General features: G+C 62.7%; 17 protein-coding genes and 1 riboswitch. Of the genes, 7 read left to right on the top strand and 10 right to left on the bottom strand.

Going from position 1 to position 21,809, the window contains the following annotated elements:
• Positions 1-66: 66 nt before the first annotated feature.
• From AC0L24_RS10375 to AC0L24_RS10365, 3 genes are all read left to right on the top strand, one after another.
• On the top strand, positions 67-888 hold the full coding sequence (locus tag AC0L24_RS10375) for a PA3715 family protein (protein WP_127397570.1): 822 nt from the start codon (positions 67-69) through the stop codon (positions 886-888).
• A gap of 163 nt (positions 889-1,051) precedes the next feature.
• Entirely contained in the window at positions 1,052-1,522 is a 471-nt protein-coding gene (locus AC0L24_RS10370) for a hypothetical protein (protein ID WP_127320645.1), read from the top strand.
• A 160-nt stretch (positions 1,523-1,682) separates the two neighbouring features.
• Entirely contained in the window at positions 1,683-2,858 is a 1,176-nt protein-coding gene (locus AC0L24_RS10365; protein ID WP_127810561.1) for a GGDEF domain-containing protein, read from the top strand.
• Here the strand turns inward: AC0L24_RS10365 and gcvP are convergent, their stop codons facing one another.
• The 3 genes from gcvP to gcvT are packed head-to-tail and all read right to left on the bottom strand — an operon-like array spanning position 2,859 to position 7,161.
• Positions 2,859-5,669, bottom strand: coding sequence for an aminomethyl-transferring glycine dehydrogenase (gene gcvP, locus AC0L24_RS10360; protein WP_292699966.1), 2,811 nt, complete (start codon positions 5,667-5,669; stop codon positions 2,859-2,861).
• A gap of 17 nt (positions 5,670-5,686) precedes the next feature.
• Positions 5,687-6,055: a glycine cleavage system protein GcvH gene (gene gcvH, locus AC0L24_RS10355; RefSeq protein WP_127320643.1), complete on the bottom strand. Its 369-nt coding sequence runs from the start codon at positions 6,053-6,055 to the stop codon at positions 5,687-5,689.
• A gap of 5 nt (positions 6,056-6,060) precedes the next feature.
• A complete protein-coding gene (gcvT, locus tag AC0L24_RS10350; RefSeq protein WP_292699964.1) occupies positions 6,061-7,161 on the bottom strand; it encodes a glycine cleavage system aminomethyltransferase GcvT in 1,101 nt (366 codons plus the stop codon).
• 149 nt (positions 7,162-7,310) lie between these two features.
• Positions 7,311-7,397: riboswitch (glycine riboswitch) on the bottom strand.
• 243 nt (positions 7,398-7,640) lie between these two features.
• Between gcvT and AC0L24_RS10345 the strand changes: the two genes are divergently transcribed.
• On the top strand, positions 7,641-8,642 hold the full coding sequence (locus AC0L24_RS10345; protein WP_127397834.1) for a hypothetical protein: 1,002 nt from the start codon (positions 7,641-7,643) through the stop codon (positions 8,640-8,642).
• 57 nt (positions 8,643-8,699) lie between these two features.
• Here AC0L24_RS10345 and AC0L24_RS10340 read toward each other — a convergent pair whose 3' ends face one another.
• Both AC0L24_RS10340 and AC0L24_RS10335 read right to left on the bottom strand, forming a co-directional pair.
• The gene (locus tag AC0L24_RS10340) at positions 8,700-9,383 is read right to left on the bottom strand and encodes a GntR family transcriptional regulator (RefSeq protein WP_245481738.1); all 684 of its coding nucleotides are present in this window, start codon (positions 9,381-9,383) and stop codon (positions 8,700-8,702) included.
• A 52-nt stretch (positions 9,384-9,435) separates the two neighbouring features.
• The gene (locus AC0L24_RS10335; RefSeq protein ID WP_473563688.1) at positions 9,436-10,716 is read right to left on the bottom strand and encodes a D-amino acid dehydrogenase; all 1,281 of its coding nucleotides are present in this window, start codon (positions 10,714-10,716) and stop codon (positions 9,436-9,438) included.
• A 221-nt stretch (positions 10,717-10,937) separates the two neighbouring features.
• On the opposite strand from AC0L24_RS10335, the gene AC0L24_RS10330 reads away from it, so the two are divergent.
• Complete coding sequence (locus AC0L24_RS10330; protein ID WP_127810557.1) at positions 10,938-11,735, top strand: maleate cis-trans isomerase family protein; 798 nt, start codon at positions 10,938-10,940, stop codon at positions 11,733-11,735.
• 31 nt (positions 11,736-11,766) lie between these two features.
• Here the strand turns inward: AC0L24_RS10330 and AC0L24_RS10325 are convergent, their stop codons facing one another.
• The 5 genes from AC0L24_RS10325 to AC0L24_RS10305 all read right to left on the bottom strand — a co-directional run bounded on the left by AC0L24_RS10325 (position 11,767) and on the right by AC0L24_RS10305 (position 15,916).
• Positions 11,767-12,558, bottom strand: coding sequence for a molybdopterin-binding protein (locus AC0L24_RS10325; RefSeq protein WP_127810556.1), 792 nt, complete (start codon positions 12,556-12,558; stop codon positions 11,767-11,769).
• A gap of 1 nt (position 12,559) precedes the next feature.
• The gene (locus tag AC0L24_RS10320) at positions 12,560-13,441 is read right to left on the bottom strand and encodes a cytochrome b/b6 domain-containing protein (RefSeq protein WP_127810555.1); all 882 of its coding nucleotides are present in this window, start codon (positions 13,439-13,441) and stop codon (positions 12,560-12,562) included.
• A 97-nt stretch (positions 13,442-13,538) separates the two neighbouring features.
• Complete coding sequence (locus tag AC0L24_RS10315) at positions 13,539-14,216, bottom strand: DUF1345 domain-containing protein (RefSeq protein WP_127810554.1); 678 nt, start codon at positions 14,214-14,216, stop codon at positions 13,539-13,541.
• 31 nt (positions 14,217-14,247) lie between these two features.
• Positions 14,248-14,718, bottom strand: coding sequence for a YaiI/YqxD family protein (locus tag AC0L24_RS10310; RefSeq protein WP_127270240.1), 471 nt, complete (start codon positions 14,716-14,718; stop codon positions 14,248-14,250).
• A gap of 70 nt (positions 14,719-14,788) precedes the next feature.
• Complete coding sequence (locus AC0L24_RS10305; protein WP_127810553.1) at positions 14,789-15,916, bottom strand: S-(hydroxymethyl)glutathione dehydrogenase/class III alcohol dehydrogenase; 1,128 nt, start codon at positions 15,914-15,916, stop codon at positions 14,789-14,791.
• A 198-nt stretch (positions 15,917-16,114) separates the two neighbouring features.
• On the opposite strand from AC0L24_RS10305, the gene AC0L24_RS10300 reads away from it, so the two are divergent.
• Both AC0L24_RS10300 and dnaE read left to right on the top strand, forming a co-directional pair.
• Positions 16,115-18,127: an acetyl-CoA carboxylase biotin carboxylase subunit gene (locus AC0L24_RS10300; RefSeq protein ID WP_473563687.1), complete on the top strand. Its 2,013-nt coding sequence runs from the start codon at positions 16,115-16,117 to the stop codon at positions 18,125-18,127.
• 108 nt (positions 18,128-18,235) lie between these two features.
• Positions 18,236-21,763, top strand: a complete 3,528-nt coding sequence (dnaE, locus tag AC0L24_RS10295) for a DNA polymerase III subunit alpha (RefSeq protein WP_473563686.1) — start codon at positions 18,236-18,238, stop codon at positions 21,761-21,763.
• Positions 21,764-21,809: the final 46 nt, after the last annotated feature.

Genomic DNA, 21,809 nt, shown 5'->3' with positions numbered 1-21,809 from the left:
AAGTCCTAGCAAGGGGACTGACAAACCATTGTTATGACCGTACTCGGCCTTGCAGGTGAGAAGTCCATGCTGTTGCGCACCCTCTTTCTCGGCCTTGCCGCAGCCACCCTGTCGCCCGCCTGGGCCGTGGCCGACGATTGCGGCGATGCCGCCGCCCTGGTGCAGCAGGCCTACCCCAAAGCTCGAAAGAGCGCCGACGGCACCTCGTTCACGCTCGAACCCCATTTCAGCATCGCCCTGACGGATGGCGACACGCCGTTTGGGCTGAGCTGCAAGATCTGGCCTGCCCATGACGACCTGCTGTTGGTAGCCGTGCCGCTGATCGACAGCGCCCAATCCAGCGACGATGGCCATGTCGGCGATATCGAGCTTCTGGTCGTCGACAGGAACAGCCAGCGTGTGCGCCTGCGCCTGCTCCAGCCGGGGCTGATCACCGATGATGCCATCGCCATCCGCAAGGTCGAATTCGATACCGGCCGCTACAGGCTGGCGCCCGGGGTCATGGCCTTCGGCCTGCGCATCGAAATCGCGAACCATTCGCAAGCCAACCCCTTCAGCGAAACCGACCTGCGGCTTTATGTTCTCGCCGGCGATGCCCTGCGCCTGGTGCTCGATGGCCTTGTCGTGGCCGGCAATGGCGGCGAGGGCGACACCAATTGCGCGGGATCTTTTCGTTCGACTGAGGTCAGCCTGGCAATGAGCCCGACGAGCCATCACGGCTATCACGACATGGTCGCGCTCGAGCGGACGCAAACCGATGACCCGTCTCCCGACAAGGATGGCGAGTGCCAGTCCCATCCCGGCAAGCCGGTGAAACGGACCTACCGGCTGCGCTATGATGGCAACCGCTATCCGGTTCCCGAGGCACTCAAGGTCATGGGTCCGTGAAAAGGCCGCGCGCGTCCTTGCAGGGATAACCCTCGTCTCGTGGTTAATGGCTGGTGTGCCCGAAGCCGAATTTTGGCGGCGTTTCGGCACCGAAGTTTAATCGCCGCTGATATATTGTGTTTCCTGAAGAACGACCCGGCAAATCGGGCGATGAGGCAGGGGCATGCGTCACAGTAATTTCACGGCAATGGCCGCAATGGCGGCCGTCTTGATGATGTCTGGCTGTACGACGAGTGGCGTCGACACCACCAAGACCACCGCCATCCAACCGGCGGCAAAAGACACCGAAACCTCCGATCTGGCGCAAGGCAAGGCGCAGTTTCGCGACGCCAATTACGGCCTCGCCGAAAAGCACTTCCGCAAGGCCGTCGAGTTGAAGGCCGACAATGCGGAGGCCTGGATGGGGCTCGCCGCTTCCTATGATGAACTCGGCCGCTTCGACTTCGCCGACCGAGCCTACGGCCAGCTTTTGAAGGTCGCCGGCCGCAAGCCGCAGATCGTCAACAATATGGGCTATTCGCAACTGCTGCGCGGCAATCGCAAGAAGGCCAAGGCGCTGCTGCTCGAAGCGAAGGCCGGCATGGCCGATCCCACCGTCGTCAACGCCAACCTCGCTCTCTTGAACAAGGGTTGATCTCGCATCCATGGGTCCGGTTTCGGGACACGTGCCATCGACGCTTTGTAAACCCTATCCGCAGGTTGCATCGATGGATTGCCTGAAAACCCGTATCTGAGGGCTGCCGCTGACTTAGAATGCAGCGCAACCGCCGACGCTCAAGAGGCCCTTGCCCGATATGCTGGACTTCAGTTCGCTCCTGCTCGCAGCCGCGCTGTCGGGCATATGCCTTAGCGTCACCATGTTTGCGATCTGGTTCACCGCGCCCAAGGCAGGTTTCGTGCTGACGGTTGCGTGCGGAATTCTGGTGCTCGTCGCGCATGTGATCCTGTTCTGGCGGTACACCAAGGATCCCGATCCGCTGCTTTGCCAGATCGTGCTCGCACTGCTCAGCCTGGGGTTCCTGATCATCTGCTTGTCGGCCATGCAATTTCTGGGGGTGCCCGGCTACGGACGCGCCGTTGCACCGGCGCTTGGCGCCATGGCCATTTGTGCCGTCGTGACCTTTATGGGCTTTGACGGCATTGGCTTCATCGTCACCTACACCACGGTGACGGCGCTGCTGTCGGCGATCGGTGCCATGTTCTGGATCAACGGCAGTCACGACCGCCGCATCCTTCTGGTGGTTTCGTTTCTGAGCGGCACCTGCGCGATGTCGTTTGCGCTTTGCGGCCTGGTTCTGCTGACCAAGGGGCAATGGACGCTCGCGGTTGCGCCCGACAACTGGGCCGAACGATTGAATTCCGTGGTGGCGGTCGCCTGCATGACCGGACTCGGAGCGTTGACGCTCTCCCTCCATCATCTGCAGGCGCAAATCGAGCTCAAGGCCGAGACTATGACCGATCCGCTGACAGGGTTGCTGAACCGCCGGGCATTGACGTCGCTCTACGGCGAACGGAGTTTCGGTCCGTTCATGTCCATCGTCATGTTCGACCTCGACCATTTCAAGCGGACGAACGATGTCTACGGTCACCCGGTAGGGGATCAGGTCTTGTGCCGTTTTGCCGCCGTCATCAAAAAGTATGCCCGGCCCGGCGTCGACGCTTTTCGCCTTGGCGGCGAGGAGTTCGCAATCGTCATGTCGCGGATGACGGACGAAAAAGCTTACGATCTCGCCAGCAAGATCGGCGTGGCGTTCGGCACCGAAATCGTCCCCACCCAGCTCGGCAAGTTGCGCAGCACGGTCAGCGGCGGCATCGGCTTTGGCGAGGCAAGCGGCAGCAGGCTGGACAACGTGCTCGCCGAGGCGGACGCGGCGCTCTATGCCGCCAAACGCGCCGGGCGAAATTGTGTCATCAGCCGCAAGAGGATGGGCAAGGCCGAGCCGATCAAGCCGGCCTTGCGCTCAGCGTAATTACTCCGCGGCCCCCAGATAGTCCGACAGCGGCGGGCACGAGCAGACCAGGTTGCGATCGCCGGCGACATTGTCGATGCGTGACACCGGCGGCCAGTACTTGGCTGCCGTGTCGGGGTCGCCTGCCGGATAGGCCGCTTCCAGGCGCGAGTAGGGATGGGTCCACTGGCCGGCCAACGCCTCGGCGGCGGTGTGCGGCGCGTTGACCAGCGGATTGTCGGCCAAAGGCCATTCGCCCCTGGCGACTTTTGCTGCCTCTGCCGATATGGCGATCATGGCCTCGCAGAAGCGGTCGAGTTCCCGCTTGGGCTCGGACTCGGTCGGCTCCACCATCAGCGTGCCGGCGACCGGGAAGGACATGGTCGGCGCGTGAAAACCATAGTCGATCAAGCGCTTGGCGACATCGTCGACACTGATGCCTGCACTCTCCTTGAGCACACGGGTGTCGAGGATGCATTCATGCGCGACGCGTCCCTGCCTGCCCTTGTAGAGCACCGGGAAATGCGCACCGAGCCGCGTCGCGATATAGTTGGCGGACAGGATCGCCGTCTCGGTCGCCTGCTTGAGGCCCGAGGCGCCCATCATGCGGATATACATCCAGGTGATCGGCAGGATCGAGGCGCTGCCGAAGGGGGCGGCGGAGACGGCGTGCGCCGAGCCTTCGGTGACATGGCCGGGCAAATACGGCTTCAAATGCGCCTTGACGCCGATCGGCCCGATGCCGGGTCCGCCGCCGCCATGCGGTATGCAGAAGGTCTTGTGCAGGTTCATGTGGCAGACATCGGCGCCAATATCGCCGGGACGGGCAAGCCCGACCAGCGCGTTGAGGTTGGCACCGTCGAAATAGACCTGGCCGCCATGCTCATGGATCAGTGCGCAGAGATCGCGTGCGCCTTCCTCGAACACGCCATGCGTCGAGGGATAGGTGAACATCAGCGCCGCGAGATTTTGCGCATGTTCAGCCGCCTTGGCCTTCATGTCGTCCATGTCGATGTTGCCGTCTTCGGTGCAGCGCACGACGACGACGTTCATGCCGGCCATCGCCGCGCTCGCGGGATTGGTACCATGCGCCGAGGAGGGGATCAGGCAGACGGTGCGGTGGTTGTCGCCGCGTGAGCGGTGATAGCCGCGGATGGCGAGCAGGCCGGCATATTCGCCCTGGCTCCCGGCATTGGGCTGCAAGGTGACGGCGTCGAATCCGGTGATCTCCGACAGCCAGCCCTCCAGCTCACCGATCATGGCACGGTAGCCTGTCGAGTGCGCGGCCGGGGCGAAAGGGTGCAGATTGGCAATGCTCGGCCAACTCACCGGCATCATCTCGGCGACGGCGTTGAGCTTCATGGTGCAGGACCCCAGTGGGATCATGGCGCGGTCGAGCGCCAGGTCCTTGTCGGCGAGCCGGCGCAGGAAGCGCATCATCTCGGTTTCCGACTTGTTTTCGTGGAAAACAGGCTGGGTCAGGAACTCCTTGCCGCGCGGCTTGCCGGGCACCGTGCTGTCGGCGGAGACACCAGCCTTGGCGCCGAACAGGGCCGCTATTGCGTCGAGATCGGCCTCGGTCGAAGTTTCGTCGAAGGCAATGCCGATATGGTCGGCATCGACGGCACGCAGCAATCTGCCACCCTTTTCAGCCGCAGTGGCGATCGAAGTTGCCTTGCCCTTCACCTCCGCCGTCACCGTGTCGAAGCGGCTTGAACCGAGCACGGAGATACCTGCTGCTTTGAGCCCGGAGGCGAGACGATTGGCCAGCGTGTGGATGCGCCCGGCAATCGCCTGCAGCCCGGCGGGGCCGTGCCAGATGGCATAGGCAGTCGCCATGTTGGCGAGCAACGCCTGCGCGGTGCAGATGTTGGAGGTCGCCTTGTCGCGGCGGATATGCTGTTCGCGCGTCTGCAAGGCAAGCCGGTACCCAGGCCGGCCCTTGCTGTCGGTAGACTGGCCAACCAGGCGGCCGGGCATCAACCGCGTGAGCCTGTCGGAGACGGCGCAATAGGCCGCGTGCGGGCCGCCAAAGCCCATCGGCACGCCAAAACGCTGCATCGGGCCGACGGCGATGTCGGCGCCGAGCTTGGCCGGCGCGTCGGTCAGCGTCAGGCCGAGCGGGTCGGCGATGAAGACGACGATAGCCCCGGTCGCGCGCGCCTTGTCGATCGCTGCCTTGTGATCGCCATAGATGCCAAATGTATCCGGCCAGGAGACAAGCAGGGCGGCGGTGTTGTCGTCGATCGTTTCGCCATCGATCTCGATGCCGAGCGGCTCGGCACGGGTGCGCACCACGTCCAGCGTTTGCGGATGCGGCGTGCCGGCAAGTGCGACCTTGGTTCGCTTGTCACGGTGGTGGCGCAAGGCGATGCCGACGGCTTCGGCCACGGCGGTTGCCTCATCCAGCAGCGAGGCCGAGGCCACCGGCAGGCCGGTCAATTCGGTGACCAGCGTCTGGAAGTTGAACAGCATTTCGAGCCGGCCTTGGCTGATCTCTGCCTGATAGGGCGTGTAGGCCGTGTACCAGGCAGGATTCTCGAACAGATTGCGCTGGATAACCGGCGGGACATGGACGCCGTGATAACCGGCGCCGATGAAGCTTTTCAGCACCGTATTCCCGGACATGACAGCCGAGAGTTCGGCCAGCGCTTCCGCTTCGCTCGCCGGTGCTGGTAGGGCAAGCGGCCGATCGAGCCGGATCGACTTCGGTACGGACTGGCTGATCAGTGTCTCGATCGAGGGCACGCCGATGGCGGCCAGCATCGCCCTGGTGTCGTTGAGGCCGGGACCGATATGGCGGGCCGAGAAGGGGTAGGGTGCTGCGGTCATGTCAATAAGTCCTGATATCAACCGATATGGGCTTTGTAGGCGGCCTCATCCATGAGGCCAGAGAGCTGGCTTTCGTCGGCAAGCTTCATCTTCCACAGCCAGCCGGCCCCTGTTGCGGCCGAGTTGACCAGTGACGGATCCGACGACAGCGTGCCGTTGGCCTCTGTGATCTCGCCATCGACCGGTGCATAGACATCGGATGCCGCCTTGACGGATTCGACCACGACGGCGGTGTCGCCCTTGGTCAATTTTTTTCCGGTCTCCGGCAGTTCGACGAAGACGAGGTCGCCGAGCTGCTCCTGCGCGTAATCAGTGATGCCGACCGTGGCGATGCCGCCCTCGACGCGGAGCCACTCGTGATCCGATGTGAAATAGGTCGTTGCCATTGAGATCATCCTTTGCGGTAGCGATGGGGTGTGAAGGGCAGGGAACTGATATCGACTGGGATTTTCGTCCCGCGCACATCGGCGAAGACCCGCGTTCCGGGCTTTGCCAGAGGTGTCGAGACATAGCCCATGGCGACCGGATGGCCGGCCGAGGGGCCGAAGCCGCCCGATGTGACCTGGCCGGCCGGATTGCCGTCGGCGTCAAAAAGCGCGGCACCGCCACGCACCGGCTGGCGACCTTCCGGCTTAAGCCCTACCCGCTTTTGCGCGGGTCCTCGTTCCACGGCGGCGCGGAGCGCATCGGCGCCGATGAAAGCGCCGGAAGCGCGGATGTCCTTTGGAATTGCCCACATCAAGGCGGCGCTGGCCGGATCGGTCTCCGGCGTGATGTCCTGGCCATGCAGGCACAGTCCTGCCTCCAGCCGCAGGCTGTCGCGGGCGGCCAGGCCGATCCACAGCACGCGTTCGTCGCCGAGCAGCTTGGCGACGAGGTCGCGTGCATCGGCTTCCGGCAGGCCGATCTCGAAACCGTCCTCGCCCGTATAGCCCGACCGGCTCATGAACCAGTTTTTGCGCGGTTCGACACCATGCATGAAAAGCAGCGAGCCGGTCTCGATGCCGGCGCGGGAAAGGGCGGCCCAGGCTTCAGGACCCTGGATGGACAGGAAGACGCGGTCGAGCGGCTCGACTCTGGCGTCGAAATCCGCGGCAAGTGCACGCAAATGCTTTTCATCGGCGACGGCGTTGCCTGCGTTGGCGACTACCATGAACCTGCTATCGCCAAGTCTGGTGACGATGAGGTCGTCCAGGATGCCGCCTGCCTCGTTGAGGAAAAAGGACAGTTTGGACTGTGAGATTTGGAGTGCGCCTGCATCCAAGGGGCAAGCGCGGTTGAGCAGCGCAACCGCCTCCGGCCCGCTGACTTCGAATAGCTTCATATGCGAGATGTCGAACAGGCCGGCCTGTTCGCGGGTGTGAAGATGTTCCTTCATGACGCCCGCCGGATAGGTCAGCGGCATCGACCAGCCGGCAAAAGCGCCAAAGCGCGCACCGGCGGTTACATGGATGTCTTCGAGGGGTAGGTGTCTTGTATCGTCGCCCGTCATGTCGTCTCCAGAGTCGCACGCAATCGGTCGCGAATGGCGACCAGTCCGTGCCCCTCTGTCTGAAGCCTGAGAGACTCGCGCAGCCGGAACTCTGTCAGCGGCGCTTACACCTTCGGCGCGGGGGCAAGCCCCGACTTTCCAGAGTGTCTTTCCCGTCTACGGTTCTTTTGCCTGAGAGATTTCGGGCGATTTCCCCTTCGGCGACAGCTCTCGCTGTTCTCTCCCGCAAACAGGTAGGACTCAGACCCTGAGTCCTCGACGCGCCATCCATAGCTCGCGCGCGACGGCTTGTCACCTGTCAGCGACATCTAAAGCGCGTGCATGCCATTCTTCAAAACCGCGGCACGTTTTGGGCGATATGCGTTGGCCGACAAGTCTTCGCTAACCACGCCGTTTGCCGGTTTTTCAAGACACTGCTGATATGTTGGCTTGTATGACGCTTGGGGCCGGCGCTTGGCGACGGCGGACGGGGACGACAAATGGGCGAATTGATCATGAGCGCGCCGGTGGCCGGGCTGACCTCGAAAATCCGCATCGCCGCGGAGGACGTGGCGATGTTGCGCCATGAAGTGTTCGGCGATGGCGTCGTGACGCGCGGCGAGGCCGAGGCGCTGTTTGCGCTCGATGCAACGGCGAAGGACAAATGCCAGGAATGGCCGCCCTTCTTCGTCGAGGCGGTCACCGACTATATCGTCCACCAGGAAAAGCCGTCGGGCTATATCTCGCAAGACAATGCCGACTGGCTGATCCGCACGATCTCGCGCGATGGCATGGTCGACAGCCGGACCGAGCTCGAATTGCTGGTGCATGTGCTGGAACAGGCGAAATCGTCGCCGAGCCAGCTTTGTGTGTATGCGCTGGAGCAGGTGGCGCATGCCGTCATTGACGGCAAGGGGCCGCTGATGCTCGGCGGCACGCTGGCTCCCGGCCTCATCGCACAGGCGGAGGTCGAGTTGCTGCGCCGGATCCTCCATGCCCATGGCGGCGACGGCAACATCGCCATCACGCGCGCCGAGGCCGAGGTGCTGTTCAAGATCAACGAGTGCACTGCTCAAGGGCACAACGATCCGTCCTGGAACGAGCTGTTCGTCAAGGCGATCGCCAATTTCGTCATGTGCTCGGCCGGCTACGAAGCACCGACGCGCGATGTGGCGCTGCGCCGTGATGCCTTCCTCGAACATGCGGATCCGGAAATAGGCGGCTTCTTCAGCCGCATGATCTCCGGCGGCCTTGCCGGCATCATGGAAGCCTATCGGTCGCCAGGCGACATCGAGGCCGAGTGGGAAGCCAAGAACAGGGCGGCCGAGGCGCTGGCCCGCCGCGCCGAGACGGTCGATGCCGGTGAAGCCGGCTGGCTGATCGAACATATCGGCGTCGACAGGCCTCTTTATGAGAACGAACGCGCGCTGTTGACCCTGATCAAGCACGCCTCACCGGAAATCCATCCGGCGCTGAGGCCGCTGCTCGACAAGGTCGCCTGAGCGGTAGGGGTTGCCTGAGCGGTATGGGTTGCCTCGGTCAAAGCTGGGGTTGCCCGATTAGATCTGGTCGACGTCGATGTATATCCTTGCCAAGCCTTCCCTGACGGTCGACATGGCATCGGCGACGCTGATGGCGATGTGGTCGTGCATGAGCCTTGCGGCCCTGTCGGCATCGCGGGCTACCATGGCCCGGGCGATTTCGCTGTGTTCGGTGTAGGTCGTCGACAATCGCCGGTGCTTCTCCACTTCGATCTTGCGAACGAAATGGATGCGCGTGTTAATGCCTTCGAGCATGCGCGCCAGTTCGGGATTGCCCGACAGCCTGGCGATGCGGTTGTGAAACTCCTCGTCCCTGGCGGTCAGCTCAGTGCTGGAAAACGAGTCGGCGCGCGCCATGGTGAGCGCCCACCAGTCGACGAGCGCGGCGAGTTCCTCATCAGTCGCGCGCTGGATCGCCAGCCTGACGGAGCGGTCCTCGAGCACCGCTCGCACGTCGGAAAGATTGACGATCTCGTCGACATCGAAGCCCCGGCAAAAGAAGCCGCGATTGGTCTGGAAAGTGATGAGTTCCTCCGTGACCAGCCGCTGGAGCGCTTCCCGGACTGGGCTGCGGCTGACATTCAGCCTGGCGGCAAGCACCACTTCGTTGATGCGCTCGTTCGGCTTGAAGCGATAATCCATCGCCATGCGACGGATTTCTTCATAGACACGCGGGCCGGTCTTGATCGGCTTGGATGCCAACGCTGCGCTGTTGTCCCGGTTGCTTTGCCTGGCGGGTCGGAGCATGGCGTCGTCAGGCCTTTGCGGCGCTTGGTTCGGCGAACCGCGCCTGTGTGGGAAGGATGCCGTCGAGGGCGATCGGCGCTGCCCGGCCGGCGATCAGATCGGCGACGATACGGGCCGATCCATGCGCCATGGTCCAGCCGATATGGCCGTGCCCGGTGTTCAGCCACAGGTTTCGGATGTCGCGCAGGCCGAGGATCGGCAGGTTGTCGGGCGTCATGGGCCTCAGGCAGGCCCGCATCTCGGCGCCATCATAGGCGATGCCGTGCGGGAACAGGTCCTGCGTGACGCGCTTCATGAAGGCGAAATCCGAAGGCTTGTGGCTGCGATCATAGCCAGCGAATTCCGCGGTGGCGGTCACGCGGATGCGATCGCCCATCGGCGTGATGGCGACGAGATTGTGCTCATCGATGACAGGGAGTTTTGGAGCCAGCGCCTGATCGACGATGGGAATGGTCAGGGAATATCCCTTGACCGGATAGATCGGCAGACCAAGGCCGATCTTGCGGGCGAGGACGGGGCTCTCGGCGCCGAGACACAGAACGTAGGTGTCGGCCAGAAACTCTCCCTTGTCGGTGACGATCTTGGTGATCGTTTCCTTTCTGCGTTCGATCCCCACGATCCTGGTCCCTGTCAGGATCTTGCCGCCCCTATTTTCGACGATGGCCGCCAGCGCGCGCGTGAACTTGGCGGCGTCGCCGGTTTCGTCGGTCGGACACAATACGCCGCCGGCGATGATGTCGCGCGACGAAGCCAGCGCCGGCTCGCGGTCAACGATTTCCTGCGCGTCGACGATACGGATCTCCTGGCCGTCGGCCTCCAGCAGGCGCATGTTGGCGATGCCCTTGTCGAGCGCCTGGCGGTTGCGGTGGAAGTAAAGAATGCCGGCCGATGTCCTGTCGTACTGGATCGCTTCCTCCCTGACGACCGCCTGCAGGACCGATTGGGAATGGACCGCAAGCCGATGTTTGAGAAGGGTGTTGCGACGCGCTTTGGCGGCCGTGCATTGCATGAGGAAGCGCAGCGACCAGCTGTAGAGATGCGGGTCGGCGGAGAGCTTGAAACGAAGCGCCTGGTCTTTCTGGAACAGCGACTTCAGCAGGATTTTTGGCGCGGCCGGCGATGACCAGACGAAGGAATGGCCGGGCGCGATCATGCCGGCATTTGCCCAGCTTGCCCCTTCGGCCACCTGTGATGCCTGCTCGAGAACGGTGACCGTGTGGCCGTCCTTCTGCAACTGATAGGCAGTGGTGATCCCGACAACGCCACCGCCCAAGATCAATATGCGCATCGCTGACCCGAATGGTTGTCGTTTCTATTGTCGACAATTCAACAGGAGGACGCTGGCCATTGTCAACGGCGCGTGGGTCGACGATCGATTCACCGTTCAGACAGGGCGAAATCCCGGCATTTCCCGGTTCCCAAAATTGGAACGGAGCTCTTGACACGTTTGGCAAAGTTGTCGCTTCTATTGTCGACAATTCTGATTGGCATCAGGAAGGGGACTGCGCCATGGACGCCCCGCTTAGCCGCGCCGACGATGCGCTTGTCGTCGACAAGGAACACATTCCCTTCAAGACCGACGACGGCATCGGCACCCGCGCCAATCTCGGCCTGCTCGTCCTTCGAACCGACCAGACCATCGAGGATGAATTCCGCTATGCGCTGCCCGCGCGCGACATCGCGCTGTACGAGGCGCGGCTCTACAGCGATGTCGAGATCACGCCGGAAAACCTGATGAAGATGTCGGCCGTCATCCCGGAAACTGTCGGGCTCTTGCCGGACGTCAAGTTCGATGTGATCGGTTTTGCCTGCACCTCGGGAGCGCTGGTTATCGGCGAGCACAAGGTCGCCGAACGCGTTCATGAGGTGCTGCCGGGCGTGCAAGTGACCAACCCGGTGACGGCGGCAAGGGCGGCGCTGAAGGCCCTGGGCGTCTCGCGGATCGCGCTGCTCACCCCTTATCTGGCGAAAATCAATCATTCGCTACGTGCATCGCTGATGGCGCGGGGGATGGACATTCCGGTCATGGGCTCCTTCAACGAGGCGGATGACAATGTCGTTGCGCGCATCACGCCGGCATCGGTCAAGCAGGCCATCTTGGAAATCGGTGCGTCGAGCGACTGTGAGGCGGTGTTCGTTTCCTGCACCAGCATGCGCGTTGCCCGCATCATCGAGGACGTCGAGAAGGAACTGGGGAAACCGGTAACCTCGAGCAACCATGCACTTGCTTGGCATATGCTGCGGCTTGGCGGCATTGGCGAGCAGATTGCCGGAAAGGGCGAACTGTTTCGCCGCTCGCTAGGCTAGCATCTTCAGAGCCGGAATTGCGGTGTTCAGATCAGATCCCGCCGTACCAGTCGTAGCCATTGTCTTCCCAATAGCCGCCGCGACCGCCGCCGACAGTGGCGAAGCCGTCGACCAGCTCGATCTTGTAGAGATATTTCGGCATCTTGTAGCCGAGTTGGCGCTCGACGCGAACCCGCAGCGGAGCGCCGTTCTCGACCGGCAGCGGCTTGCCGTTCAGGCCATAGGCGAGGATCGTCTGTGGGTGGCGGGCATCGACCAGGTCGATGCTGCCGTAATATTTGATGTCGCCCGACAGGCTGCGGTCGATCGTGTCGAGGCAATGGAACATGACGTAACGCGCCTGCGGTTTGACCATCGCCTGGTCCAGCACCAGCGACAGCGGCGTGCCGGTCCATTTGGCGATGCAGCTCCAGCCTTCGACGCAGTCATGGCGGGTGATCTGGGTGCGGCTCGGCATATTCTGGAGTTGCTCGCGGCTGAGCGACAGCGGCTTCTCGACAAGGCCTGAAACCTCCAGTCGCCAGTCGGCAAAGTTGTTGGCGAGCAAGCCCTTGTAGACATCGTCATCGGGAGCGGTGACACCATTCGGCCGCTGCGGCTGGCGGATGTCGGCCTCGGTGAATTCCGGGGCGAGCGCGTCACTTCCGGCAAGCAGCCGCTGTGCGCGGTAGGTCAGGCCATTGGCGTTTTCGAGGAAACTGCGCAGGCCGCTGCCAACACCTAGCTGACTGTCGAAGGCGTCGCAGCCCGACAGCATGATGCCGGAGGCACCAAGGCTGGCACCGGTCAGGAATTTGCGGCGGCTGATCTCAAACTTCGCCATGTCAGGCACTCCTCTCGACGTTTTTGTCGTCCTGTGCGGGAGGATCGGTGCGATACCAGCCGGTGATGATCGAACGCAGTTCGTTGATCGGGCCGGCGGCCAGGATCATCAGGATATGGACGACGAAGAAGGCGACCAATAGCACCATGACGGTGAAATGGATGGTGCGTGCCGTCTGCCGGCCACCGAGCAGATCGTTGAGGAACGGCAGCACCGAATTCATGCTCGGCGACATGGCCAGACCGGTGATGATCATCAGCGGCAACAGCACGAACAGCACCCCGCCATAGGCCATCTTCTGCAGCGTGTTGTATTCGCGCGTGTGGTGGAATTTGAGCTTGGCGTGGTCGACGATGTCTTGCGGCAATCGCTTCAAATCGTCGAGGCGTGGCGCGAGATCGCGCCGCAGATGGCCGTTCACGGTGCTGGCGACAAACCAGACGATCAACGTCGTGGCCAGTATCCAGGCAAAGAAGAAATGGATGACGCGCGCGGTGCCGAGATCATAGTAGGACGGGATGGTCGCCCAGGAGGGAAAGGCGCGGGACGTCTCCTGGCCGGCCGGACCCGACCAGCCGAGCACGCCAGTGGTGTCGAAGCGATGCCCGAAGATTTCCGTGTAGCCGCGCGGACCCGCATCGGAATTCTCGGCGCCGATGGCGAAGATGGTGTTGTTGTATTCGAAGCCCGATTCTTTGCCGATATAGAGCTGCGGACGGGCATTGAAGATCTGCAGGCCTGACAGCAGCATGAAGAACAACGAGATAGCCCAGAGCCAATGCGTCAGCCGTGTCCAGCGCGACTGCCGGTAGATCAGCGTTTTGTCGTTCGACGCCGAAGCGCCTGGATCGGCGGCGGATTGGCTTCTGGCAACGGATTCCATCGTGTTTCGTCTCCCGGCCTCGCGGCATGGCCTGCGCGTTCATTGTCCTCCTGATACGTCGCGATCCAAACCGATGTTTCATCTGATCACGGATTTATTACGGACCGCCCAGGCTGACGGCGAGATTGACGGCGGCGGCGACGATGACCGTGTTGAAGAAAAACGACAGGATCGAATGGACAAGCACGACACGACGCATATGCGTGGTCGAGATGTTGGTATCGGCGGTCTGTGCCGTCATGCCGATCACCGTCGAGAAGTACAGGAAATCCCAGCCCTCCGGCCGTTTGCCACCCGGGAACAGCAGTCCGCCGACAGGGATTTTCTTCCTGGTCTCGGCATCCACAGCATCGCCGTCCATCCAGTAGACATGAGCATAATGGAGCGCTGCCATGGCATGAATGGTGAACCAGCCGAGCGGGATCGACAGCAGCGCGAAGGTGAGCTCGACGGGATGGCTTCTGTCCTTCTGATTGATCAGTAGGAACAATGAGATAACGGCAACGCCGACGACGACAAGCGTCACAGCGAAGATGACCAGCACCGGCTGGTCCGTGGCACGCGCATTCCTGCTCAGATACCTGCCGGTGAACTTCGGCATCTGGGCGACGACGAGAATGACATAAGCGGCAAAGAACGCGTTGGCGCCGATCGAATAGGCGAGCGGGGCGTGCAGCAGCAACGCCACGAGAAGCGCAAAAACGCCAACGCAGGCCGACACAGCGAACAACATGTGGCGCTGAATGGGAGACTTCACCGGGGTTTCGGCAGCCATGTCGGTTCCAACCTGGGATGGCGCTCGGTTTCTAGTCTGGTGTGGCGGATTTGAGCGCCCGCCGCAAGATGCGGTCGAGTTCGCCGAGAAATCGCGACCGGTCTTGCGGCGCGAAGCTGGCATTGTAGCCCTTGCTCTCGCCGGTCTCGCGCAGATGCTGCTTCAGGTCACGCATCGCTACCGCCATGCCGATCGTTTCCGGCGTGAAGGGGCGCCCCGTTGGCCCAAGCACATGCGCGCCGAGTGCCACCGCGCGGGCGGCCAGCGGAATGTCGGCGGTGATCACAATGTCGTTGGTGCGTGCATTGTCCACGATCCAGTCGTCGGCGGCATCGGCACCTTTGGAAACCACCACATTGCGGATCATCGGATCGCGCGATGGCCGCAGGCCGCCATTGGAGACGTAGGTGACAACGACGCCATGCCGGTCGGCCACTTTTTCGACCTCGGCCTTGACCGGGCAGGCGTCTGCATCGACGAGAATGGCGGGGAGTTCGCTCATGTTTCTTTTCTCCTCCCACTTGTGAACCACAGAGGTCGCGGGCCGATTGGGCGGCGGCCTGGTATCTTCCTCAGTAAACCACGACGCTTCTGATCGATTTGCCCTCATGCATGAGATCGAAACCCTTGTTGATGTCCTCGAGCTTCAGCGTGTGAGTGATCATCGGGTCGATCTGGATCTTGCCGTCCATGTACCAGTCGACGATCTTGGGCACGTCGGTGCGGCCGCGCGCGCCACCGAAGGCGGTTCCCATCCAGGTGCGGCCGGTGACCAGCTGGAACGGCCGCGTCGAGATCTCCTGGCCGGCACCGGCGACGCCGATGACGACCGACTTGCCCCAGCCGCGATGCGAGGCTTCCAGCGCCTGGCGCATCACCTTGGTGCTGCCGGTGCAGTCGAATGTGTAGTCGGCGCCGCCGATCTGGTCGGCGCCGCGCTTGGTCATGTTGATGAGGTGGGGCACGACATCGCCGTCGATCTCCTTCGGATTGACGAAATGCGTCATGCCGAACCGCTCGCCCCACTCCTTCTTGTCGTTGTTCAAATCGACGCCGATGATCATGTCGGCGCCGGCAAGTTTCAGGCCTTGGATCACGTTGAGGCCGATTCCGCCGAGGCCGAAGACGACGGCGGTGGCGCCGATCTCGACCTTGGCGGTGTTGATCACAGCACCGATGCCGGTGGTGACGCCGCAGCCGATGTAGCAGATCTTGTCGAAGGGCGCGTCGGGGTTGACCTTGGCCAGCGCGATCTCGGGCAGCACGGTGAAGTTGGAGAAGGTCGAGCAGCCCATATAGTGAAAGATCTTGTCCTTGCCGATCGAGAAGCGCGATGAACCATCGGGCATCAGGCCCTGGCCCTGGGTGGCGCGGATGGCCGTGCACAGATTGGTTTTTCGCGACAGGCAGGAATGGCACTGGCGGCATTCGGGCGTGTAGAGCGGGATGACGTGATCGCCCTTCTTGAGCGAGGTGACGCCCTTGCCGATATCGACGACCACGCCGGCGCCCTCGTGGCCGAGGATGGCCGGAAACAGACCTTCCGGATCGGCGCCCGACAGCGTGAATTCGTCGGTGTGGCAGATGCCTGTCGCCTTGATCTCGACCAGAACCTCGCCCTCACGTGGGCCGTCGAGGTCGACCTCCATGATCTCCAGCGGCTTTCCGGCGGCGACAGCGACAGCGGCGCGGGTTTTCATCAGGCGTCCTCCAATGCGATTTTTTTCCAAGGTTTCAGGTTTTGCCGACACGATCAACTGGCAGCTCGCTCCCCGACTGGGCCACGGCGATGAACTGGAATCGCAAGTCGATTGAAAGGCAGTGAATTGCATGGTCGGCTTGACCCTGCAAGCACAGGCCATAAAAGGAACGGCCGACCCGAGGGGATGACATTTCGCATGTTCACCAAGATCCTGATCGCCAATCGCGGCGAAATTGCCTGCCGCGTGATCAAAACGGCGCGCAAGATGGGCATCGCCACGGTTGCCGTCTATTCCGATGCCGATCGCGATGCCGTGCATGTCGAGATGGCCGACGAGGCGGTGCATATCGGGCCTTCGCCAGCCGCGCTGAGCTATCTCGTCCCGGAAAAGATCATCGCCGCCTGCAAGGAAACGGGGGCCCAGGCCGTGCATCCCGGCTACGGATTCCTGTCAGAGCGGGCGGCCTTCTGCGAAGCGCTGGAAGCGGAAGGCATCATTTTCATCGGCCCGAAGCCCAAGGCCATCAAGGCGATGGGCGACAAGATCGAATCGAAGAAGTTCGCCAACGCCGCCAAGGTTTCCACCGTGCCCGGCTGGCTCGGCGTCATCGAGAATGCCGACCATGCCGAAAAGATTGCCGGCGAAATCGGCTATCCCGTGATGATCAAGGCTTCGGCCGGCGGCGGCGGCAAGGGCATGCGCATCGCCTGGAGCGAGGCCGAAGTGCGCAACGGCTTCGACCGCGCGCGCTCGGAAGCCAAGAGTTCGTTCGGCGACGATCGTCTCTTCATCGAGAAATTCGTTGTCGATCCGCGCCACATCGAAATCCAGGTGCTGGCCGACGCGCATGGCAACGCGCTCTATCTCGGCGAGCGCGAATGCTCGATCCAGCGACGCAACCAGAAGGTCGCCGAAGAGGCGCCATCGCCATTCCTGGACGCCGCGACACGCAAGGCCATGGGCGAGCAGTCGGTGGCGCTGGCCAGGGCCGTCGATTACCAGAGCGCCGGCACGGTCGAATTCATCGTCGACAAGGACAAGAACTTCTATTTCCTTGAAATGAATACACGATTGCAGGTCGAGCATCCGGTGACGGAGCTCGTCACCGGCATCGATCTGGTCGAGCAGATGATCCGCATCGCCGCCGGCGCCAAGCTTGCCATCAAGCAAAGCGACGTCAAGCTGAACGGCTGGGCGGTGGAAAGCCGGCTCTATGCCGAAGATCCCAACCGCAACTTCCTGCCGTCGATCGGCCGGCTGACACGCTACCGGCCGCCTGAGGAAGGACAATTCGGCGATGTCGTCATCCGCAACGACACAGGCGTCACCGAAGGCTCCGAAATCTCGATGTTCTACGATCCGATGCTCGCCAAGCTGTGCACCTGGGCGCCGACGCGTCTGGAGGCCATCGATGCCATGTCGGAAGCGCTCGACAGCTTCGTCGTCGACGGTATCGAGCACAACATTCCGTTCCTGGCTGCCTTGATGCAGCATCCGCGTTGGCGGGAAGGGCGGATATCGACCGCTTTCATATCGGAGGAATATCCCGACGGCTTCGCGCCGGTCTTGCCGAACGACGACGAGAAGGCGGTGCTGGCGTCGATCGCGACCGCAGTGGAACTGCTGCGCCGTGATCGGCTTAACCGGCTGGGCGGGCGCCTGGCGCCGCATTCGGGAGCGCTGAAGCGCGACTGGGTCGTGAAGATCGATGATGACTATCTGTCGGCGTCGATCATCGAGGGCATGATTTCCATTCCGATGGAAGTCGATCTGTCGATCGAGGGCGGCAGGGCATTGACCGTTGCATCAGACTGGCGGCCGGGCGATCTGGTCTGGCGCGGCACGGTCGGCAAGCGCAAGGTTACGGCTCAGGTCAGGCCGGTTGCCAACGGCTTTCGCATAGCCTGGAAAGGCATGTCGGTGACCGCGCGCGCCATGCTGCCGCGCACCGCCGAGCTGGAAAGGCTGATGCCCGAAAAGGTGGCGCCGGACACGTCGAACCTGCTGCTTTGCCCGATGCCTGGCCTTGTCGTATCGATTGCCGTCGCCGAAGGCCAGGAGGTCAAGGCCGGCGAGACCTTGGCGGTGGTCGAAGCGATGAAGATGGAAAACGTGCTGCGTGCCGAACGTGACCTTGTCGTCTCCAAGCTCAACGCCAAACCGGGTGACAGCCTGGCTGTCGACGCGGTGATCATGGAGTTTGCGTAAGGCCTGACCGGGCAGGCGGCCTGTGATCAGCAGTGGTTTGTGCTGGACTGGCATCGCGCGGTCCCGGACAATACATCTCCATCGACTCAAGGACCTTCACACAGCACCATGGCCGACGAAAAACTTCCCCGCGATCCCCTGAAGCGCGAAGCAGCGATTGCTGCGGCGCGGCCGGAGGCCCCGGCGCGGCCCTTCGTCCATTTGCGCGTGCATTCGGCCTATTCCCTGCTGGAAGGCGCCTTGCAGATCGGCAAGGTGGTCGCTCATGCGGTCAAGGACGAAGCCCCGGCCATCGCCGTCACCGACACCAACAACCTGTTCGGCGCCCTGGAATTCGCGCAGAAGGCGGTGAAGGACGGCATCCAGCCGATTATCGGCTGTCAGACGGCGCTCGCCTTTTCCGGCGAAAACAGCGATGGCCAGCGCGACCGCCGGCGGCAAGGTCCCGATATGCGGCCGGTCGTCCTGCTTGCCGCGACCGAGGCCGGCTATTCCAACCTGGTCAGGCTGGTCAGCCGCGTCTACCTCGAAACGCCGCCGGGCGAAGCCGTGCACCTGACCACGGAAATGATGGACGGCTTTTGTGACGGGTTGATCTGCCTCAGCGGTGGGCCGCGCGGACCGATCGGCACCGCCATCAAGGAAGATCGCCGCGATCTGGCCGAGGCACGGCTTTTGACCCTGAAGGCAATGTTCGGCGATCGCCTCTATGTCGAACTGGACCGGGTTTCCGGTTATGATCGCGTAATCGAGAAATCCTCGATCGATCTGGCCTATGCGCATGAATTGCCCCTGGTCGCCACCAACGAGGCGTTCTTTTCCTCTCGCGACGACTATGACGCACATGACGCGCTGATCGCCATCGCCGAAGGATCGGTCGTGGCCGCCGATAATCGTCGCCGGCTGTCGCCGGACAATTTCCTGCGCAGCCAGGCCGATATGGCCAGGCTCTTTGCCGATCTGCCAGAGGCGATCGACAACACTGTCGAGATCGCGCTGCGCTGCTCCTATTATCCCAAAAACCGCAATCCGATCCTGCCGCGCTTCACCGGCGGCGATGTCGCCGACAATGACGTCGCGGTGCAGGCGGAAGCCGACGAACTGGCCCGCCAGGCGCATGAGGGGCTCGACGCGCGCCTCGCCATGCATGGCCCGACATCAGGCTATACGGTCGAGCAATACCGCGAGCGGTTGAATTTCGAGCTTGGCATCATCACCAAGATGAAGTTTCCCGGCTACTTCCTGATCGTTGCCGACTTCATCAAATGGGCCAAGGCGCAAGGCATCCCGGTCGGGCCTGGCCGCGGTTCGGGCGCAGGCTCGCTGGTCGCCTATTCGACGACCATCACCGATATCGATCCGTTGCGCTTCTCGCTTCTGTTCGAGCGCTTCCTCAATCCCGACCGCGTGTCGATGCCCGACTTCGACATCGACTTCTGCCAGGATCGGCGTGAAGAGGTCATCCGCTACGTCCAGCAGAAATACGGCCGCGACCAGGTCGGCCAGATCATCACCTTTGGTACGTTGCAGGCCCGCGCCGTGCTTCGCGACGTCGGCCGCGTGCTGCAGATGCCGTATGGCCAGGTCGACAAGCTCTCCAAGATGGTGCCGCAGAACCCGGCCAATCCGGTCAAGCTCGCCGACGCCATCGCCAACGAGCCGCGTTTTGCCGAAGAGGCCGAGAGGGAGCCGATCGTCCAGACGCTGCTCGACATGGCGCAGAAGCTGGAGGGCCTTTACCGCCACGCCTCGACGCACGCCGCCGGCATCGTCATCGGCGACCGGCCGCTGTCGGAACTGGTGCCGATGTACCGCGATCCGCGCTCGGACATGCCCGTCACCCAGTTCAACATGAAATATGTTGAGCAGGCCGGGCTGGTGAAGTTCGACTTCCTCGGCCTGAAGACGCTGACCGTGCTGGAGACGGCGGTCAAGCTGATCCGCCGGCGCGGCATCGAGATCGACCTGGCAACGATCCCGCTCGACGATCCCGAGACCTACGCCATGCTGTCGCGCGGCGAAGTGGTCGGCGTGTTCCAGGTGGAAAGCGCCGGCATGCGCAAGGCGCTGATCGGCATGCGGCCCGACTGCATCGAGGACATCATCGCGCTGGTCGCGCTCTACCGCCCCGGTCCGATGGAGAACATTCCGACCTACAACGCCAGAAAGCATGGCGAGGAGGAGATGGCGTCGATCCATCCCAAGATCGACCATCTGGTGAAGGAGACGCAAGGCGTCATCGTCTACCAGGAACAGGTGATGCAGATCGCGCAGGAGCTGTCCGGCTACTCGCTCGGCGAAGCCGATCTGCTGCGCCGCGCCATGGGCAAGAAGATCCGCGCCGAGATGGACAAGCAGCGTGAGCGCTTCGTCTCCGGCGCGGTCGAGCGTGGCGTCGGCAAGCCGCAAGCCGATTTCATTTTCGACCTGCTGGCCAAGTTCGCCGACTATGGTTTCAACAAATCGCACGCCGCCGCCTATGCGGTGGTTTCGTACCAGACCGCCTATCTCAAGGCGCATTATCCGGTCGAGTTCCTGGCAGCGTCGATGACGCTCGACATGGGCAACACCGACAAGCTGGCCGATTTCCGCCAGGACGCGCTGCGCCTTGGCATCGAGGTTCTGGCGCCTTCGGTGATGTCGAGCTTTCGCCCCTTCGAGGTCGGTGAGAACCGCATCTACTATTCGCTGGCAGCGCTCAAGGGCGTCGGCGATGCGGCGGTCGAGCACATCGTTGCCCAGCGTGGCGAAAAGCCGTTCAAGAACCTCGCCGATTTCTGCGAGCGGGTCGATCCCAAGATCGTCGGCAAGCGCGTCTTCGAAAGCCTGATCATGGCCGGCGCGCTCGATTGCTTCGGCCATGACCGCGCATCGATGATGTCGGGCGTGGAACGCATGATGGGACTGGCGTCGCTGGCGCAGCAGAACGCGGTTTCCGGCCAGCACGACATCTTCGGCGCTTCGCTCGGCGCTCAGTCGCAGGCACTCAATCTGCCGGCGACAGAGCCATGGCTCGCCGCCGACCGGCTGCACCGTGAATTCCAGGTGGTCGGCTTCTATCTCTCGGCGCACCCGCTCGACGAGTACAAGGCAGCCCTGCAGAAGATGCGGGTTCAGACCTGGGCCGAGTTTTCGGCGGCCGTCAAACGCGGTGCCGCCGCCGGCCGTCTGGCCGGCACGGTGACGTCCAAGCAGGAGCGCAAGACGCGCACCGGCAACAAGATGGGCGTTATCGCCTTTTCCGACACATCCGGCCAGTACGAAGCCGTGCTGTTTTCCGAAGGACTGGCGCAATATCGAGATCTGCTCGAGGCCGGCCGCTCCGTGGTCATCACCGTTGCCGCCGAGGACAGGCCGGAAGGCGTCAATCTGCGCATCAACTCAGTGCAGTCGCTGGAGGACGAGGCAAGCCGTATCCAGAAGGCACTTCGCATCTTCGTGCGCAACGCCTCGCCGATCAACACGCTGGCCGGCCAACTGACCGTCAGGGGCGAAGGCCAGGTCAGCTTCGTGCTGATCAAGGAAGAGGGCGAGGGGGAAATCGAAATCGAGTTGCCGAACCGCTACCGGATTTCGCCACGGATCGCTTCGGCGATGCGCGCGGTGCCGGGTGTGGTCGAAGTGGAGCTGGTGTGACCCCCGCTCTTTCTCGCGCGCGGCGGTCAGCCGGGCGGTCGCTGCC

This window comes from Mesorhizobium sp. WSM4809 (genome assembly GCF_055811655.1).
This window is presented reverse-complemented; position numbering and strand designations above follow the sequence as displayed.

Bases quoted from the DNA above. Each gene is read 5' to 3' on its own strand.
- AC0L24_RS10375 (WP_127397570.1), top strand. From the start codon at position 67: ATGCTGTTGCGCACCCTCTTTCTCGGCCTTGCCGCAGCCACCCTGTCG.
- AC0L24_RS10320 (WP_127810555.1), bottom strand. From the start codon at position 13,441: ATGGAATCCGTTGCCAGAAGCCAATCCGCCGCCGATCCAGGCGCTTCG.
- AC0L24_RS10330 (WP_127810557.1), top strand. From the start codon at position 10,938: ATGGACGCCCCGCTTAGCCGCGCCGACGATGCGCTTGTCGTCGACAAG.
- AC0L24_RS10325 (WP_127810556.1), bottom strand. From the start codon at position 12,558: ATGGCGAAGTTTGAGATCAGCCGCCGCAAATTCCTGACCGGTGCCAGC.
- AC0L24_RS10365 (WP_127810561.1), top strand. From the start codon at position 1,683: ATGCTGGACTTCAGTTCGCTCCTGCTCGCAGCCGCGCTGTCGGGCATA.
- AC0L24_RS10300 (WP_473563687.1), top strand. From the start codon at position 16,115: ATGTTCACCAAGATCCTGATCGCCAATCGCGGCGAAATTGCCTGCCGC.
- AC0L24_RS10335 (WP_473563688.1), bottom strand. From the start codon at position 10,716: ATGCGCATATTGATCTTGGGCGGTGGCGTTGTCGGGATCACCACTGCC.
- gcvH (WP_127320643.1), bottom strand. From the start codon at position 6,055: ATGGCAACGACCTATTTCACATCGGATCACGAGTGGCTCCGCGTCGAG.
- AC0L24_RS10305 (WP_127810553.1), bottom strand. From the start codon at position 15,916: ATGAAAACCCGCGCCGCTGTCGCTGTCGCCGCCGGAAAGCCGCTGGAG.
- dnaE (WP_473563686.1), top strand. From the start codon at position 18,236: ATGGCCGACGAAAAACTTCCCCGCGATCCCCTGAAGCGCGAAGCAGCG.
- AC0L24_RS10345 (WP_127397834.1), top strand. From the start codon at position 7,641: ATGGGCGAATTGATCATGAGCGCGCCGGTGGCCGGGCTGACCTCGAAA.
- AC0L24_RS10310 (WP_127270240.1), bottom strand. From the start codon at position 14,718: ATGAGCGAACTCCCCGCCATTCTCGTCGATGCAGACGCCTGCCCGGTC.
- gcvP (WP_292699966.1), bottom strand. From the start codon at position 5,669: ATGACCGCAGCACCCTACCCCTTCTCGGCCCGCCATATCGGTCCCGGC.
- gcvT (WP_292699964.1), bottom strand. From the start codon at position 7,161: ATGACGGGCGACGATACAAGACACCTACCCCTCGAAGACATCCATGTA.
- AC0L24_RS10370 (WP_127320645.1), top strand. From the start codon at position 1,052: ATGCGTCACAGTAATTTCACGGCAATGGCCGCAATGGCGGCCGTCTTG.
- AC0L24_RS10315 (WP_127810554.1), bottom strand. From the start codon at position 14,216: ATGGCTGCCGAAACCCCGGTGAAGTCTCCCATTCAGCGCCACATGTTG.